This window comes from Streptosporangium jomthongense, assembly GCF_042650425.1.
GTDB lineage: Bacteria > Actinomycetota > Actinomycetes > Streptosporangiales > Streptosporangiaceae > Streptosporangium.
The window spans coordinates 107,644-124,144 of sequence record NZ_JBHSBC010000019.1 but is presented as its reverse complement, the minus strand read 5'-3'; the positions used below and the strand labels follow the sequence as shown (position 1 = coordinate 124,144).

The 16,501-nt window shown below is 71.4% G+C and carries 16 protein-coding genes; 8 read left to right on the top strand and 8 right to left on the bottom strand.

The genetic code is table 11. The features are described from left to right. Positions 1-14 precede the first annotated feature (14 nt). Both ACFOYY_RS19595 and ACFOYY_RS19590 read right to left on the bottom strand, forming a co-directional pair. On the bottom strand, positions 15-1,133 hold the full coding sequence (locus tag ACFOYY_RS19595; protein ID WP_386190529.1) for a hypothetical protein: 1,119 nt from the start codon (positions 1,131-1,133) through the stop codon (positions 15-17). Continuing rightward, positions 1,130-1,660, bottom strand: a complete 531-nt coding sequence (locus ACFOYY_RS19590; RefSeq protein ID WP_362775535.1) for an RNA polymerase sigma factor — start codon at positions 1,658-1,660, stop codon at positions 1,130-1,132. The genes ACFOYY_RS19595 and ACFOYY_RS19590 overlap by 4 nt, the downstream gene beginning before the upstream one ends. Positions 1,661-1,859: 199 nt before the next feature. Between ACFOYY_RS19590 and ACFOYY_RS19585 the strand changes: the two genes are divergently transcribed. Continuing rightward, positions 1,860-2,288 (top strand): OsmC family protein, encoded by a 429-nt coding sequence (locus ACFOYY_RS19585; RefSeq protein ID WP_352011314.1) that lies wholly within the window; start codon positions 1,860-1,862, stop codon positions 2,286-2,288. A gap of 331 nt (positions 2,289-2,619) precedes the next feature. After that, entirely contained in the window at positions 2,620-4,737 is a 2,118-nt protein-coding gene (glgX, locus tag ACFOYY_RS19580; RefSeq protein WP_352011313.1) for a glycogen debranching protein GlgX, read from the top strand. A 10-nt stretch (positions 4,738-4,747) separates the two neighbouring features. On the opposite strand, the gene ACFOYY_RS19575 is transcribed toward glgX, so the two are convergent. After that, on the bottom strand, positions 4,748-5,137 hold the full coding sequence (locus ACFOYY_RS19575) for a hypothetical protein (protein ID WP_352011312.1): 390 nt from the start codon (positions 5,135-5,137) through the stop codon (positions 4,748-4,750). A gap of 126 nt (positions 5,138-5,263) precedes the next feature. Between ACFOYY_RS19575 and ACFOYY_RS19570 the strand changes: the two genes are divergently transcribed. After that, positions 5,264-5,986 carry a dihydrofolate reductase family protein gene (locus tag ACFOYY_RS19570; RefSeq protein WP_352011311.1) on the top strand — a complete coding sequence of 241 codons (723 nt, stop codon included), beginning with the start codon at positions 5,264-5,266 and terminating at the stop codon, positions 5,984-5,986. Positions 5,987-6,027: 41 nt separating this feature from the next. Then, a complete protein-coding gene (locus tag ACFOYY_RS19565) occupies positions 6,028-7,065 on the top strand; it encodes an ATP-dependent DNA ligase (RefSeq protein WP_386190522.1) in 1,038 nt (345 codons plus the stop codon). 12 nt (positions 7,066-7,077) lie between these two features. On the opposite strand, the gene ligD is transcribed toward ACFOYY_RS19565, so the two are convergent. Next, on the bottom strand, positions 7,078-8,073 hold the full coding sequence (ligD, locus tag ACFOYY_RS19560) for a non-homologous end-joining DNA ligase (protein ID WP_352011309.1): 996 nt from the start codon (positions 8,071-8,073) through the stop codon (positions 7,078-7,080). A gap of 370 nt (positions 8,074-8,443) precedes the next feature. Between ligD and msrB the strand changes: the two genes are divergently transcribed. Further along, the gene (msrB, locus tag ACFOYY_RS19555) at positions 8,444-8,845 is read left to right on the top strand and encodes a peptide-methionine (R)-S-oxide reductase MsrB (protein WP_352011308.1); all 402 of its coding nucleotides are present in this window, start codon (positions 8,444-8,446) and stop codon (positions 8,843-8,845) included. Between the two features lie 227 nt (positions 8,846-9,072). Here the strand turns inward: msrB and ACFOYY_RS19550 are convergent, their stop codons facing one another. The 3 genes from ACFOYY_RS19550 to hemG all read right to left on the bottom strand — a co-directional run bounded on the left by ACFOYY_RS19550 (position 9,073) and on the right by hemG (position 11,903). After that, the gene (locus tag ACFOYY_RS19550; RefSeq protein ID WP_386190517.1) at positions 9,073-9,696 is read right to left on the bottom strand and encodes a hypothetical protein; all 624 of its coding nucleotides are present in this window, start codon (positions 9,694-9,696) and stop codon (positions 9,073-9,075) included. 63 nt (positions 9,697-9,759) lie between these two features. Continuing rightward, positions 9,760-10,401 carry a hydrogen peroxide-dependent heme synthase gene (gene hemQ, locus ACFOYY_RS19545; RefSeq protein WP_386190635.1) on the bottom strand — a complete coding sequence of 214 codons (642 nt, stop codon included), beginning with the start codon at positions 10,399-10,401 and terminating at the stop codon, positions 9,760-9,762. A 62-nt stretch (positions 10,402-10,463) separates the two neighbouring features. Then, positions 10,464-11,903 carry a protoporphyrinogen oxidase gene (gene hemG, locus ACFOYY_RS19540; RefSeq protein ID WP_386190514.1) on the bottom strand — a complete coding sequence of 480 codons (1,440 nt, stop codon included), beginning with the start codon at positions 11,901-11,903 and terminating at the stop codon, positions 10,464-10,466. 132 nt (positions 11,904-12,035) lie between these two features. Here hemG and ACFOYY_RS19535 point away from each other — a divergent pair, with 132 nt between their 5' ends. Further along, complete coding sequence (locus tag ACFOYY_RS19535; RefSeq protein ID WP_386190511.1) at positions 12,036-12,989, top strand: DUF4349 domain-containing protein; 954 nt, start codon at positions 12,036-12,038, stop codon at positions 12,987-12,989. Positions 12,990-12,994: 5 nt separating this feature from the next. Here the strand turns inward: ACFOYY_RS19535 and hemE are convergent, their stop codons facing one another. Next, the gene (gene hemE / locus ACFOYY_RS19530; protein ID WP_352011303.1) at positions 12,995-14,032 is read right to left on the bottom strand and encodes a uroporphyrinogen decarboxylase; all 1,038 of its coding nucleotides are present in this window, start codon (positions 14,030-14,032) and stop codon (positions 12,995-12,997) included. A 626-nt stretch (positions 14,033-14,658) separates the two neighbouring features. Here hemE and ACFOYY_RS19525 point away from each other — a divergent pair. Continuing rightward, positions 14,659-15,255 carry a DUF3000 domain-containing protein gene (locus ACFOYY_RS19525; protein ID WP_352011302.1) on the top strand — a complete coding sequence of 199 codons (597 nt, stop codon included), beginning with the start codon at positions 14,659-14,661 and terminating at the stop codon, positions 15,253-15,255. Then, positions 15,252-16,478 (top strand): ribonuclease D, encoded by a 1,227-nt coding sequence (locus ACFOYY_RS19520; RefSeq protein ID WP_362911602.1) that lies wholly within the window; start codon positions 15,252-15,254, stop codon positions 16,476-16,478. The genes ACFOYY_RS19525 and ACFOYY_RS19520 overlap by 4 nt, the downstream gene beginning before the upstream one ends. The last annotated feature ends 23 nt before the right edge of the window (positions 16,479-16,501 follow it).

Here is a 16,501-nt window from a genome sequence, read left to right as displayed (position 1 = left end):
GGCGCCGCCGCCGGTCATGAGGTCAGGCCGGGACCGGCGACCCACCGGGCGGTGAGGTAGGTCCGGTACTCCTCGACGGCCGGGCGCGGTTCCCCCGGGCCCGTGAGCCTGATCAGCTCGGTCGCCAGCAGCCCACCGGTCGCCGAGCTGACGACGAACACCCCGAGCAGCGGCCCGTCCTCGAACCCGAAGGCCCGCCCTGGCCTGCCGTTGCGGTCCCTGACCTGCCCGATGTCCCGCAGGTCTTCCTGGGCGGCGAGCGTCCGCCACAGAGCCGCGCGGAGGTCGGGCTCGACCACGTCGTGGGAGTGCAGGTCCTCGACGGCCCTGACCAGGCGGTGCGTGCGCGTCATGCCCGCCTGCGGCTCCCCGTCGAGCAGCTGGTCGCGCAGCTCCTCCTCGGAGCGCGACAGAGCGGCCGCCCTGGGGCCGAGGTCCGCCGCGGCGCCGGTCTCAGTGTTATCACCGCCCTCGGTGGCCGTCGCCTGGTCGGCCCCTGGCGTGATACCGGCCCAGCCGCCGCTCCCGAACGGCCTTCCTGGCCTGCGCGTCCTGTGGTAGGTGCCCCGATCGTCCTGCGGCGTCCAGCGGCTGACGACCCACGGTGTCATCCGCGAGGTCGTGCCGTCCCGGGTGACGCTGGTGGCCAGCAGCCACTCCTCGGTCTCGACGTAGCTCCACGGCCCCTCCTGCCTGCCCGGGCGGGAACCGGCGAGCCGGGCCAGGCCGAGCAACCCTGCCGAGGCCCGGGGGAAGGACGACATCGGGAGCGGATGGCCGCGCAGCGGCTCGACCGCCGACAGGTGGACGATCCGTGCCAGGTCCGCGGTGATGGGCGGGCCGGTGCGCGAGGCGGCGGCGCCCGGCGGCGGGCCCTCCCCCGCCCCCTGCCGGTCTCCCGGCTGTCCCCGCTGCACGACCCTCGGCAGGACCGCCACCGCGACGGCGGTCGCCAGCAGGGCCACCACCAGGACCGACCCCCTGCCCCGCGCCCGCCGGGGGGTGCTCTCGCTCATGATCCGCCGTAGGACCTCCTCCTGCCCGTCGCCCATCCTCCGCCGCGCCTCGTGCGGGGGCACGGGGTTGCAGCGGACCATGAGCTCGCGGAACCGGTCTCGTCCCCGCGCCCTCACCGGCCCGCCTCCTCGCACCACAGGCACATGCCCCGCAGCAGGTCCGCCAGCCTCATGCGGGCCCGGCACAGCCGTACCCTGACCGCGTTCGGCGTCAGACCGAGAACCCCGCCGATCTCATCGATCGCGAGGTCCTCCCAGTAGTGCAGGCGGAGGACCTCTCCGTCCTTGGGGCGCAGGCGCGCCATGGCCGTCTCCATCGCGGTCCTGACCTCTTCCTCGTCGTGTGTCCCGTCACCGGACAGCTCCGGTGGCAGCTGTCTCAGCAGCGCCATGAGGCGCTGTCTGCGCCCCTCGCCGCGGGTGGCGTTGCGCACGTGCCCCCAGGCGACGCGGTACAGCCAGGCGACGACGGCGCGGTCGTCGTCCCTGGGAATCCTGTTCCTCTTACGCCAGGCCGTCTGGAAGGTGCACGAGGCGACGTCATCGGCCCCGGTGAAGCCGACCCGGCGCGCCGCGTAGGCCCAGACGGGCTCGTAGAAGGCGCGGAACATCTCCTCGAACCACTTCTCCTCGTCCTCCGGCACGGTCGCCCCTTCCCCACCTGGCGTCATGTTTCTTACGTCCACCACCAAGGGATCGATTACAGATTCCATTTGTAAGGTAACGCCGGGTAATCGAATCGCCTCGGGAACGGGGGCGACGGACGGCTCCGGGGACAAGCCTCGTGATCTCGGCGAGTAGGGTCGTTCCTGGTTAACGCTTCGTGATCGAAAGGACATCGCCATGGCGACGACACGTACCGCGACGACCCAGTGGAAGGGCTCGCTCCTCGACGGATCGGGCACCGTCTCGCTGGACTCGTCCAAGGTGGGCACCTTCGACGTGTCCTGGCCCTCCAGGGCCGAGCAGGCCAACGGCAAGACCTCGCCCGAGGAGCTCATCGCGGCGGCGCACTCCTCCTGCTTCTCGATGGCCCTGTCCCACGGCCTGGCCCAGGCGGGCACCCCGCCGCAGTCCCTGGAGACCAAGGCCGAGGTGACCTTCCAGCCGGGCGAGGGCATCACGGGGATCGTCATCTCCGTCCGCGGCCAGGTCGAGGGCCTGTCGGCGGAGGAGTTCCAGAAGGCCGCCGAGACGGCCAAGGCCAACTGCCCGGTGAGCAAGGCCCTCTCCGGCACCACGATCAGCCTCAACGCCGAACTGGTCGGCTGATCGAGCGTGTCTTCCGGCCGTGCCCGCCTCAGCGGCGCGGCCGGGAGACCTGCGTCCCATCCCCGCGAGGCGGGAAAAGCGCAGGTTAAAGCCTTGCGGCCAGGCGTTCCACCCGGTGACCCCGGGCGCGTACACTCAGGCGACCCCCATTCAGCCGGGCGGGCCGTCCCTCTTTCACGGCCACCGTCCGGCCGAGACCGCCGAGACCGTCAGAGGAAAGTCCGCACACCTTGTGAGCTCCCGCCCCCTCGTTTCGTGTCCCCCGGACCAGGGTGAGGAGGGCGACGGCACCTGTGCGCACGAGGGCTAGCTGAGGGAGATTGAGGGCCGCATGCGCGAGATCTGGCCGGGAGAGCCTTACCCCCTGGGCGGCACGTGGGACGGCGCGGGCACCGGCTTCTCGGTGTTCTCCGAGGTCGCCGAACGCGTCGAGCTGTGCCTGTTCGACGACGACGGCCGTGAGGAGCGCGTCGACCTGCCCGAGGTGGATGGTTTCGTCTGGCACGGCTACTTCCCCGGGGTCGCCCCCGGCCAGCGGTACGGCTACCGCGTGCACGGCCCCCACGACCCCTCGCGCGGCCACCGCTGCAACCCCGCCAAGCTGCTGCTTGACCCCTACGCCAAGGCGGTCGAGGGCGAACTGAGGTGGAACGAGTCGCTGTTCTCCTACCCCTTCACCGACCCGGCCAGCAGGAACGACGACGACAGCGCCCCCTTCATGCCGAAGAACGTGGTGGTCAACCCGTTCTTCGACTGGGGGAACGACCGGCCGCCGCGCACGCCGTACCACCAGACCGTGATCTACGAGGCGCATGTGCGGGGGCTCACCATGCGCCACCCCGCGGTGCCGCCCGAGCAGCGCGGCACCTACGCGGGGCTGGCGCACCCGGCGGTCATCGACCACCTGCTGGCCCTGGGCGTCACCGCGGTCGAGCTGATGCCGGTGCACCAGTTCGTGCCCGAGCACGCGATGGTCGCCCGCGGGCTGACGAACTACTGGGGCTACAACACGATCGCCTACCTGGCCCCGCACGCCGCCTATTCGAGCTCGGGGCAGCGCGGCGAGCAGGTGCTGGAGTTCAAGGCGATGGTGCGGGCGCTGCACGACGCCGGGATCGAGGTCATCCTCGACGTGGTCTACAACCACACGGCCGAGGGCGACCACATGGGGCCGACGCTGGGTTTCCGGGGCATCGACAACGCGGCCTACTACCGGCTGCACGACGGAGACCGGCGCTACTACCTCGACTACACCGGCTGCGGCAACTCCCTCAACGTCCGCTCCCCGCACGCCCTGCAGCTCATCATGGACTCGCTGCGCTACTGGGTCCTGGAGATGCACGTGGACGGCTTCCGGTTCGACCTGGCCTCCGCCCTGGCCCGTGAGCTGCACGACGTGGACCGGCTGAGCGCCTTCTTCGACCTGATCCAGCAGGACCCGGTCATCTCCCAGGCGAAGCTGATCGCCGAGCCGTGGGACGTGGGGCCCGGCGGCTACCAGGTCGGCAACTTCCCGCCGCTGTGGACCGAGTGGAACGGCAAGTACCGCGACAGCGTGCGCGACTTCTGGCGCGGCAACGGCTCGGCGCTGCCTGAGCTGGCCTCGCGGCTGACCGGTTCGGCCGACCTGTACGCCACCTCGGGGCGCCGTCCCGTCGCCTCCATCAACTTCGTCACCTGCCACGACGGGTTCCCTCTCACCGACCTGGTCTCCTACGACCGCAAGCACAACGAGGCCAACGGGGAGGACAACCGGGACGGCACCGACGACAACCGCTCGTGGAACTGCGGCGCCGAGGGTCCGGTCGACGACCCGGAGATCACCTCCCTGCGCCGCCGTCAGCGCCGCAACCTGCTGACCACCCTGTTCGTCTCGCAGGGCGTGCCGATGTTGCTGGCCGGCGACGAGTTCGGCAGGAGCCAGGGCGGCAACAACAACGCCTACTGCCAGGACAACGAGATCTCCTGGATCGACTGGTCCCCGGCCGGGACCGACAAGGAGCTGCTGGACTTCGTCAGGGGGCTGTCCGAGCTGCGGCGCGAGCACCCCGTCTTCCGGCGGCGCCGGTTCTTCCACGGCCGCAAGGCCGAGGACGGCACCCGCGACATCGTCTGGCTGACCCCCTCGGGCGAGGAGATGTCGGCCGCCGACTGGCACACCGGCTACGCCAAGTCGCTGGCGGTCTTCCTGAACGGCGCGGCCATCACCGAACCCGGCCCGCGTGGCGAGCCGATCGTGGACGACTCGTTCCTGCTGCTGATCAACGGCCACCACGAGGACCTGACCTTCACCGTCCCCGGCGCCAGGTACGGCGCGCGCTGGCTGTCCGTGCTGGACACCGCGCGGGAGGGCGGCGACGAGGCCGCCCACGAGGGGCCCTGGCCCGCCGACGCCCACGTCCCGGTGACCTCCCGCTCGATCAGGATCCTGCGCTGCCGCCGCCCCTGACGGCGCCTCGCTAGGGCCTGGTCAGCAGGATGAGGACGAAGGTGGTCAGCCCGGCGAGAAGGTGCAGCAGGATCGTGAGGACCGGCGGGCGCTGGCCGGCGCCGCGCGCGTGACGGCCGCCGCCGAGCCAGCGGGTGGACATGGTGAAGCCGAGCAGGGCCGTCAGCGCGAGCGCCCCGAACGCCAGCCAGGCCAGCACCCGGCGGTCGGTGACCAGGTAGGCGCCCCAGCAGCTCAGGGCCGACATGGCGAGCATCGGGTGGGCGAAGAGCAGCGCGGCGGGGAAGCGGGTGACCTTCGCCGCCTGGCTGCGTGGCCCGCCGTGGAGCAGCCACAGCCGCAACAGGCGGACGCCGAACATCGCGGTGATCAACCACGTCACGATCGCGGCCAGCCCCACACTGCCTCCCCGTCTCTTTTGCCGCATCATGTAACGCCACTCGCCCCGATTTCACCGGAAGTGTCGAATCCGTTACCGAACGTTCTCGCGGGAGGGCCGTACGGTCTCCTGTGCCAAGGTAGGAGGATGCGTCTCATCCACCCGGCCGCCTCCGACGAGGTCGATCTCGCCCGGCTCTACGCCTATCCCCGCGAACGGTGCGTCCGGCTCAACATGGTGGCCAGCGCCGACGGGGCCGCCTGGCTCGACGGGCTGTCCGGCGGATTGTCGGGCCGTGGCGACCGGCGGATCTTCGGGGTGCTGCGCGGGCAGGCCGACGTCGTCCTGGCCGGCGCCACGACGGTCAGGGCCGAGGGGTACGGCCCCGCCAGGCCCCGGGAGTCGTGGCGTCACCTGCGTGCGGGGCGTCCTGCGGCGCCGCCGGTGGCCGTGCTCACCCGGCTGCTCGACCTGGACCTCGAAAGCCCGCTGTTCACCGAGGCCGAGCCGTACGCCAGGACGATCGTGGTCACCTGTGAGGCGGCTCCCGCGCGGCGGCGTGCGGAGACGGCCGAGGTGGCCGAGGTGATCGTGGCCGGTGGCGACCGGATCGACCTGGCCGCGGCGCTGGCCGAGCTGGCCTCACGCGGCCTGGGGCGGGTGCTGTGCGAGGGCGGCCCCAAGGTCAACGCCCAGCTCGCCGAGGCCGACCTGGTCGACGAGCTGTGCCTGACGGTGAGCCCGATGCTGACCGGCGGCCCCGCGGCGCGCATCCTCAACGGCCTTCCGGCGTCGGTCCGGCTGGACCTGGCCCACGTCCTGGAGGAGGACGGTTTCCTGTTCACCAGGTATGTCCGTCCTCTCCGGTAGAAAGGTCAGGCTAGCCCGACGAACGGACGACGAGGAGTGACATGAACCTGCCGCTGCGGCCCCCGGTCGCACCGATGCTGGCCAAGGCCGTCAAGTCCCTGCCGCCGCAGGACGGCACCATGCTCTACGAGCCGAAGTGGGACGGCTACCGGTGCGTCGTCTTCCGTGACGGCGACGAGGTCTACCTCGGCAGCCGCAACGAACGGCCGTTCACGCGCTACTTCCCCGAGCTGGTGGAGGCGGTGCGGGCGGAGCTGCCCGAGCGGGTGGTGGTGGACGGGGAGATCGTCATCCGCGGCGGCCAGGCGCTCGACTTCGAGGCCCTGCAGCAGCGCATCCACCCCGCGGCCTCCCGGGTGAGGCTGCTGGCCGAGCAGACGCCCGCCTCGTTCGTCGCCTTCGACCTGCTTGCCCTCGGCGACGAGTCCCTCATGGAGGTCCCCTTCGCCGAGCGCAGGGCACGCCTTGAGTCGATCTTCGGCGACGCGGGCCGGAGCATACGGCTGACACCGGTGACCACCTCGCAGGAGCGGGCGGCCGAGTGGTTCGAGACGTTCGAGGGCGCCGGGCTCGACGGCATCGTGGCCAAGCCCGGCGGCCTGCCGTACCAGCCGGACAAGAGGGCGATGTTCAAGGTCAGGCACGAGCGCACGGCGGACGCCGTGGTCGCGGGCTACCGCGAGCACAAGTCGGGGCCGGTGGTCGGCTCCCTGCTGCTCGGCCTCTACGACGCCGAGGGCGCCCTGAGGCACGTCGGCGTCGCGGCCTCCTTCCCGATGAAGCGCAGGGCGGAGCTGGTCGAGGAGCTGGCGCCGTACGTGAGCCAGGACGGTCACCCGTGGAGCGCCGAGTCCCTGCCCGGGGCGATCTCCAAGTGGAGCGCGACCAAGGACCTGTCGTTCGTGCCGCTGCGGCCCGAGCTGGTGATCGAGGTCGCCTACGACCACATGGAGGGCACGCGTTTCCGGCACACCGCCCACTTCCGCCGCTGGCGTCCCGACCGGACCCCGGAGTCGTGCACGTTCGAGCAGCTCGAACAGCCCGTCTCCTACGACCTGGACGACATCCTGGCCCGCTGAGGGGCCGGTGGATCAGTCTCGCGCCTTGCTCGGCTGCACCCGCTTCGGCTCGCCGGGCATCTTGGGGTAGTTGGGGGGATAGGGCAGGTCCTGCGCGCCGTCGCGTTCGTACCATTCGAGCAGTGGCTCGATCGAGAAGGCCTGGTCGTCGATCGCGGCGTGCACGTCGCCCAGCTTGGCGAAGCGGGCCGGAACCGTGCGGATGTCGAAGTCGCGCGGGTCTGCGTCGGCCAGCTCCTCCCAGGTGAGCGGGGCCGAGACCGGGGCGTTCGGCCTGGCCCGCACCGAGTAGGCGGCGGCCAGGGTCCGGTCGCGGGCGTTCTGGTTGTAGTCGATGAAGATCCGCTCGCCCCGCTCCTCCTTCCACCAGGCGGTGGTGGCCAGGTGGGGCACCCGGCGCTCGACCTCGCGGGCGAGGGCGATGCCGGCGTGGCGCACCTGGACGAAGTCCCAGCGCGGCTCGATGCGCACGGCCACGTGGACGCCCCGGCCGCCCGAGGTCTTGGCGAAGCCGGTCACGCCGAGCTCCTGGAGGATGTCGCGGACCGTGAAGGCCACCTGCCGCGCCTGCGCGAAGCCCGTTCCCGGTTGCGGGTCGACGTCGACGCGCAGTTCGTCGGGGTGCTCGGTGTCACCGGAGCGCACCTGCCAGGGGTGGAAGTCGATGGTGCCCAGGTTGGCGCAGTAGGCCAGGGAGGCGACCTCGGTCACGCACAACGCGTCGGCGGTGCGCCCGCTGGGGAAGCGGACCGTGGCCGTGCGCACCCAGTCGGGCCGCTTGACGGGCATCCGCTTCTGGTAGATCTCCTCCCCCTCGACCCCGTCCGGGTAGCGCCTGAGGTGGGTGGGACGGTCACGAAGGGCGCGCAGTGCCCCCTCGCCCACGCTCACGTAGTACTCGACGAGCTCCCGCTTGGTCACCCCGATCTCGGGGAAGTAGACCTTGTCGGGATTGGTGACCTTGATCACCCTGTCTTCGACAGTGAGTTCGATGTACGGCGACGGCATACGTCCGACCGTACCCCTTGTGAGCCCTCAGGGGCCCGCTCCCACACGACGGGCCGTGGGGCGGGTCCGTCCCGGAGCCGCCGCGGCGGCGGGACCGCGTACTCGACGGGACGGACCACGTGACCGTCCACCTGCTCTCCGGTCCGAGCGCTGGCGCGTCACCCGGCCGGCGGCGTTCTTCGGCCGTCCTGTTGATCCTCGGACGACCGGGCGGACGATCTCACCCTTCAGCAGGAAGGCGAAATACCCCCCACATCTCTAAAGACGCCAAAACCGGCATAAATGGATGCTTCGCCTCCAAGATTTTTTCCTCCCGGGTGTACGGCGGGAACCACCCGGGGACACCGCCGGGAGCGCATAGGCTTGAGGGATGGAAAAGGTGGTCAAGAGCGACGCCGAATGGCGCGTCCAGCTCTCTCCCGAGGAGTTCCACGTGCTCCGCCAGGCGGGCACCGAGCGCCCCTTCACCGGTGAGTACGTCGACACCAAGACCGAGGGCGTCTACAGCTGCCGGGCCTGCGGGGCCGAGTTGTTCCGCTCGGACACCAAGTTCGACAGCCACTGCGGCTGGCCCAGCTTCTACGAGCCGTCGCAGTCGGAGGCGGTGACCCTGATCGAGGACCGCTCGCTGGGCATGGTCCGGGTCGAGGTCCGGTGCGCGACCTGCGACTCCCACCTCGGTCACGTCTTCCACGGCGAGGGCTACGGCACCCCGACCGACGACCGTTACTGCATCAACTCCGTGTCCCTGCGGCTCGAACCCGCCGAATAACCGGCGCCCGGCGCCCCGCGACGCGATCCCCCATGGGGAGCGCGGGAGCCCGGCACGGCACGGCGCCATAACTCAAAGTACGCTACCGCCTCCGCAACGTGTTCTTGCTCAGGGAGCAACCGTGCACCTCCGGCACAGGTGGGAGATCGTCGAGACCATTGGCCGGGTGATCACCCAGCGCTGCAGGATCTGTGGCAGGACCAGGGTCCGGGTGAGATGACCCGTCGTCACTTCGGCTCGGGGTAGGTGAGGCGGCAGTCACGGTCCTTGGAGCCGATGATGTTCGCCAGGACGGGGTTGCCGTTCTCGCCGAACCTCGCCTGGACGAAGACCACCGGGTTCGGATCGCCGACCTCCCCGACGAGATAGTCACGACCCGTCTCGCAGAGCTTGAGGGCCTGCTTGGAGTTGCTCGCGGAGTCGGGAAGGTCGGTGTAGATGCGCAGGTAGCCGCCGACGATCCGGATGTCCTTCAGACGCTTGGTCGCCTTGTGCTCGACGAAGTAGGCCAGCGCCTGCTTGTCGGTGTGCTTGGACAGCCCCCCGGCCTTGGCCTCCTGCCCCTTCTTCGCCTTACGCGGCTTGTCGGCCGTGGCCTTCTCCGCGGCCTTCCCGGTGGCCTTCCCAGGGTCCTTCGCCGGACCCTCCGTCTCGGCGGGCGCCGCCACGGGGGCGGTCACCAGCGCCCGCCCCATCTCCTGCTCCTGCGTGCGCGCGCCCGGCCGCAGCAGCGAGCCGCCGAGCACCAGCAGCGCCGCGACCAGCGCGGCCGCCCCGACCAGCGCCCGGAGCGTCCCCGGGAGACGGGACCGGCTCCGGCTCCTCCTGCGGCGGTTCCCGCCCGTTTCCATCCTCGGCCTCACAGACGGCGTCGTTCTCCCCGGGCCTCCCCCGGGGGCGGTGTCATGGCGCCACTACGGCAGCGCGGCGATCAGCTCTCCGGCCGGCTTGCGGACGCCCGTGTAGAAGGGGATCTCCTCCCGGGTGTGCAGCCGTGCCCGCGCGCCCCGCAGGGTGCGCATGAGGTCGACGATGCGATGCAGTTCGTCGGCCTCGAAGGCGAGCATCCACTCGTAGTCGTTCAGCGCGAAACAGGCGACGGTGTTGGCCCTGACGTCGGGGTACTCCCGGGCCATCTTGCCGTGCTCGGCCAGCATCGCACGGCGCTCGGCGTCCTCCAGGAGGTACCACTCCAGGGAGCGGACGAACGGGTAGACGCAGACGTATCCGCGTGGCTCCTCCTCGGCGAGGAAGGCCGGGATGTGCGACTTGTTGAACTCGGCGGGCCGGTGCAGCGCCATGACCGACCAGACGGGCTCGGCCAGCCGCCCCAGCTCGGTGCGGCGGAACCTGGAGTAGGTCTCCTGCAGGTCGTCGGCGGACGGCGCGTGCCACCAGAACATGAAGTCGGCGTCCGCGCGGAACCCGGCGACGTCGTACAGACCCCGGGTGACCACGTCCTTCTCCGCCACCTGGGCCAGGAGGTCCTCGACCTCGTCGGCCATGCCCTCGCGGTTGGCCGGGCAGCGCTCGCGCAGCCGGAAGACCGACCACATGGTGTAGCGGATCACCTGGTTCAGGTCGCGTGCCTTCGGCCGCGGGTTCCCGTCCGTCGTCCTCACCCCTTCGTCAGCGAATCAGCTTTCCCATGCCATTGTCCCGCCGGATCCAGGTGGTCCAGAATCCGGGCCGCCGCGGTACGGGCGGTCGCGACGCAGGCGGGGACGCCGAGGCCGTCGTAGGCGGCGCCGCACACGGCCAGGCCGGGGTGCGAGGCGACGGCCGCGCGGATGCGGGCCACCCGGTCGAGGTGGCCGACGTCGTACTGCGGCAGGGAGCCGCCCCAGCGGGTCACCCTGGAGTCGCGGGGCAGCCCGCGCGCCCCGGCGACCTCGGCCATCTCCTCCACCGCCAGGGCGACCAGATCGGCGTCGTCGCGCTGGAGCAGCGCCTCCTCGCCCAGGCGGCCGACGGAGCAGCGCAGCATGACCAGATCGGGGTCTGCCTCGGCCAGGTGCGGCCACTTGACCGAGCTGAACGTGGCGGCCTTGACCGCGCGCCGCTCGACGGGCGGGACCAGGTAACCGCTGCCGGTCGGCGGTACGGGGAAGGCCGCCCTGGGGTAGGCGAGCGTGACGACGGCCATGCTGGCGTACTCGATCCTGGCCAGCTCGGCCGCGGCCCCGGGCACCTCGGCCGCGAGCAGGCGACCGGCCGCCGGAGCGGGCACCGCGACGACCACGGCGTCCGCCTCGATCACCTCGGGCTCGGGCACCGGCCCCGCGACGAGACGCCAGCCGCTCTCGGTACGGCGCAGCTCCCTGACCGTGACACCGGTCCTGATCTCCGCGCCGGAGGCCTCGGCGACGGCCGCGGGCAGGGAGCCCATGCCCCGGTGCAGCGTGGTGAAGACCGGCCCTTCCTTCCGCGCCCCGGTGACGATCTCGCGGGCGGCGGTGAGCAGTGACCGCTCCGACCTGGCCGCCGCGGCGATCCCGGGCATCGTCGCCTCAAGCGACAGGCGCTCGGCCCGGCCCGCGTAGACGCCGCCGAGCATCGGCTCGACCAGCCGCTCGACGACCTCCTCGCCCATCCTGGCCCTGATGTAGGAGGCGACGGAGACGTCGGTCGTGACGAGGGTGGCGGGCAGGACACGATCCAGTGGGACACGCGCGAGACCGGCGGGGCTCAGCACCCCCGACCTGACCAGCGCGGCCAGGTCCGAGGGGACGCCCATGACCTGCCCCGCGGGCATGGCACGCAGCGCGCCCCTGCTGAGGATGGCCGCCTGGGTCGTCGCGGGGTCGCGTAGCTCCCCGCCGAGGCCGACGTCCTCGGCCAGTGCCCTGCCCTCGGGGCGCCGCGCGAGCATGGCCTCCGCCCCGGCGTCCACCTGGACACCCGCGACCTCGGAGGCGAACAGCTTGCCGCCGATCCGCCGGGCGCCGTCGAGCACGGTCACCCGGACGCCCTCACCGCCCTGCCTGAGGTACCACGCGGCCGCCAGACCCGCGATCCCCCCGCCGACGACCACCACATGGCACCGGTTGCCTTCCATGACTCCTGACCGTACCTCCCGCCATGGCCGCCCGCGTGTCTCCCCCCGCCCCGTGGCGGGCCGTACCGGAACGTGATGCCATCGTGATCCCCCCGGCAAAACCACGCCGCCGCCGGGGCCGTCTCCAGGGGCATGAGAAAACTCGCGTACGGCGTGTGCGTGACGGCCATCGCGCTGTCCCTGTCCTCCTGCGCCGGACAGAGCATGCGATCGATCCCGGACTCGGGTGGCTCCGCCGAGAACCAGGCCGCACCGGCGATGGCCGAGTCGTCCCCCCGACCGGGGAAAGAGGCCGCACCCAAGCGGGACGAACAGGTGAAGCTGGTCGCGCAGGATCGGGCGATCATCTACACGGCCGAGCTGACCGTCCGCGCCAAGGACGTCGTCGCCGCGGCCGACACGGCGCGGCGGATCGTCACCACGGCGGGCGGCTACCTGTCCACGGAGAAGTCGGACACCGGCTACGGTGACCGCGCCTCGACCAGCCTGACCTTCAAGGTCCCGCCCTCGGCCTACCCGGGGGTACTGCAGCGCCTGGGCGGGGAGCTGGGCAGACGGGAGTCCCTGCAGCAGAACACCGAGGACGTCACCGAGCAGGTCGCCGACGTGGAGAGCCGGCTGCGGTCGTCGCAGGCCGCGCTCGACTCGCTGCGCTCCCTCATGAAGAAGGCCAAGACGATCGGTGAGGTGCTGGACGTCGAGCGGGAGGTCTCGGCACGCGAGGCCGACCTCGAATCCCTCCAGGCCCGGCAGAAGACGCTCGCCTCGCAGACGAGCATGGCGACGCTGACGCTGAACCTGATCGGTCCTGAGGTCACCGTCGAGGAACCGGAGGAGGAGTCCCCCGGTTTCCTCGGCGGTCTGCGCTCCGGCTGGCGGTCCCTCGTCTCGGCCGTCGGGATCGGCCTCGTCGTGCTGGGCGCGCTGCTGCCCTGGCTGGCCGTACTGGGCCTGGTCGGGCTGGCCGTGGTCCTCCTGCGGCGTCTGTTCAGGGGCGGGTCCGCGCCCGCCGCACCGGATCGGGAGCCGGTCGAGCCCGCCGAGACCGCCGGGGTCTCCGGGCCGGCTGAGACCGAGGAGACCTGACGGCCTCAGCGGGTCGAGGCCTCGTGGACGAAGTCCGTCAGGCGGGCGAGCTGGTCGGGATCGGTCGAGGGCAGCACGCCGTGGCCGAGGTTGAAGACGTGCCCCTCGGCCTTGGCCCCGCGCGCCAGGATGTCGGCGGCCCTGCGTTCGACGACCTCCCACGGGGCCAGCAGGATCGCCGGGTCGAGGTTGCCCTGCAGCGCCCTGCCCGGCCCGACGCGCCTGGCGGCCTCGTCGAGCGGGACCCGCCAGTCGACGCCGACCACGTCCGCCCCGGCCTCGCCGAGCAGCCCGAGCAGCTCGCCGGTGCCGACGCCGAAGTGGATGCGCGGGATGTCCAGGTCGGCCAGTTCCTCGAAGATCCGGGTGGTGTAGGGCATGACGAACTCGCGGTAGTCGTCGGGCGCCACGGCGCCGACCCAGGAGTCGAAGAGCTGTACGGCCGAGGCCCCGGCGTCCGCCTGGACGCGCAGGAAGCCGACGGTGATGCCGGTCAGCCGCTCCATCAGGGCGTGCCACAGGTCGGGCCTGCCGTACATCATGGCCTTGGTGTGGTCGTGGTTCTTGGAGGGGCCGCCCTCGATGAGGTACGAGGCCAGGGTGAACGGCGCGCCCGCGAAGCCGATGAGGGGGGTCGAGCCCAGCTCGGCGGTCAGGGCGCCGACGGCCTCGGTGACGTAGGAGACGTCTCCGGGTTCGAGCGGGCGGAGCCTGCCGATCCCCGCGGCGTCCCTGATCGGCTCCGCGACGACCGGGCCGACGCCGGGCTTGATGTCGAGGTCGATCCCGATCGCCCTGAGCGGCACCACGATGTCACTGAAGAAGATCGCCGCGTCGACGCCGTAGCGGCGCACGGGTTGCATCGTGATCTCCACGATCAGATCCGGGGTCGCGCAGGCGGTGAGCATGGGCACCTCACCGCGCACCGCCCGGTACTCGGGCAGCGAACGACCGGCCTGCCGCATGAACCACACGGGAGTGCGGGAGACGGGCTGGCGGCGGCATGCGCGCAGGAACGGAGAGTCGGCGAGCTCGGGAGTCACCCCACCAGGGTGCCATGCCGGTGACGCGGTCCGTTCTTCACGGCTGCTGAGCGTCGTTCTGGGTATGAAATCACCGGTTATTAAATGAGATCACACCTAACAACACCCAGACAGCTTCAAGTCATGATGACGATAGGGTTCTACCCGTTTCGAGCGCTTCGTCCGCCGCCCCACCGGCTGGAATCCTGGAGCGGAGCGCCCCGGGAGGCTACGGGCCGCGCGAAGCGATCATGTTTCCGGGTACAGTTCCTCCCATTGACGAACCTGGCCCAGCCCTCGGCTGAGCCAAATGTTCGCCAAGTCACCGCGCGGCATCATTCCGGCACCACTTTCGGGACACGCCGAGCACGTTGCGCGGAAATGTCGGCGCGACGTGCCAACGTCGGACCACGACCCGACGAAAGGCCTGTGCGATGTCCACGATGTGGAGTTCACCTGAGCACCGCGGTGAGCACTGCGCTTCCTGTGCCGACGAGCGGGTGTCCGGGCAGCCCCCCCATGCCTTCCCCCACTACGCGGACGTGCCCGCCCCCCACCGGGCGGCGGCAGTGGCTTGATCGGTCCCGATGGCTCCTACACACACCCCAGTGGTCCCCATGCGTTCAGTTCCGACCTACGCTTCCGGTATGACCGCCGGTGACGCGCCGCCCGCTCCCGCCGCCTTCACGCGCGCGGCAGCCAGCATGCGCCCCACCGAGGTCAGACCGGAGATCGAGCTGGAGGACATCCCGGCGCCACAGCGCCTCGCCCCCTACTCGGCCGCCATCGGCGCGTCGGTCTACCGCGACGACGACGAACTCGCGGTCGGCCGTCTCATCATGCTCTTCGACCCGGACGGCCAGCGCGGCTGGGACGGCCAGTTCCGGCTGGTCGCCTACGTCCGGGCCGACATGGAGCCCGAGATCACCGAGGATCCGTTGCTCGGCCCCGTCGCGTGGAGCTGGCTCACTGAGTCACTCGACGCGCACGGCGTCGCCTACGCCGCCGCCGGAGGCACCGTCACCAAGGCGGTTTCCGAGGGCTTCGGCAACAAGGACGGAGATCCGGTGACCACGGAACTGGAGCTGCGCGCCTCCTGGTCTCCGCTGGAGGAGGACCTCTCCGGCCATGTCGCCGCCTGGTGCGATCTGATGTGCCTGGCGGCCGGTATACCACCCCTGCCACCCGACGTGGCGAGCCTGCCGCCACGCCGTCGCGAAGATCCGGAGTCCTTCCGAACGTGACCGACGAGACAACCATCGTTCCGCTGCTGGAGCCGCGAGAGGGAATCCCACCCGTCATCGAGGACGAAGCCGATCTCGCACGTGTCGTGCGCGCCTTCGCCGAGGGCACCGGGCCGGTCGCCGTCGACGCCGAACGCGCCTCGGGATACCGCTACAGCGGACGTGCGTATCTGGTACAGCTGCGCCGCGCCGGTGCGGGCAGCGCGCTGATCGACCCGACCCACTGCCCCGACCTGTCCGGGCTCGACGAGGCGCTCGCCGACGCCGAGATCGTGCTGCACGCCGCCTCCCAGGACCTGCCGTGCCTGGCCGAGCTGAACTTCCATCCCCGGGAGCTGTTCGACACCGAGCTGGCCGGGCGGCTGCTCGGCTACGAACGGGTCGGCCTGGGGATGATGGTGGAGAACGTCCTCGGCCTGAGGCTGGAGAAGGGTCACTCGGCCGCCGACTGGTCGACCCGGCCGCTGCCCGAGGACTGGCTGCGTTACGCGGCGCTCGACGTCGAGGTCCTGGTCGAGTTGCGTGACGTCCTCTACCAGGAACTCGACGCCAGCGGGAAGCTGTCCTGGGCCCAGGAGGAGTTCTCCGCGGTGCTGGCGCACAAGTCCCCCGCGCCCCGCTCCGACCCGTGGCGGCGCACCTCGGGCATCCACAAGGTCCGCTCGCTGCGCGGGCTCGCCGTGGTCAGGGAGCTGTGGACGCTCCGCGACCGGCTGGCCAGGGACTCCGACCTCGCACCCGGCCGGGTCCTGCCCGACGCGGCGATCGTCACCGCGGCCCTGGAACAGCCCCGCACCACCAAGGCGCTCACCGAGATCCCCCCGTTCACCGGCCGTAGCGCCCGCAGGCACCTGCGTGACTGGCTGGCCGCGATCGGCAGGGCGCGCGCGCTGCCCGAGGCTCAGCTCCCGCAGCCGAGTGCGCCGGGTGACGGACCGCCGCCCGCCAACCGGTGGATGGACCGTGACCCGGCCGCCGCGCGACGCCTGGCCGCCGCGCGGACCGTGGTGGCCGCGCTCGCCGACGAGCACCACATGCCGACGGAGAACCTCGTCCAGCCGGACGCCGTCCGCCGCCTGACCTGGGAGCCACCGGCCGTCATCGACGACGAGACCGTCGCGGCCCGGCTGCGCGAGCTGGGCGCGCGGGAGTGGCAGATCGGGCTGACCGCCCACCCGATGGCCAAGGCGCTGCGCCGCCTTGAGACCAAGGGCGAGGCCTGATCCAGGCCGTTCGCACGGCTGTG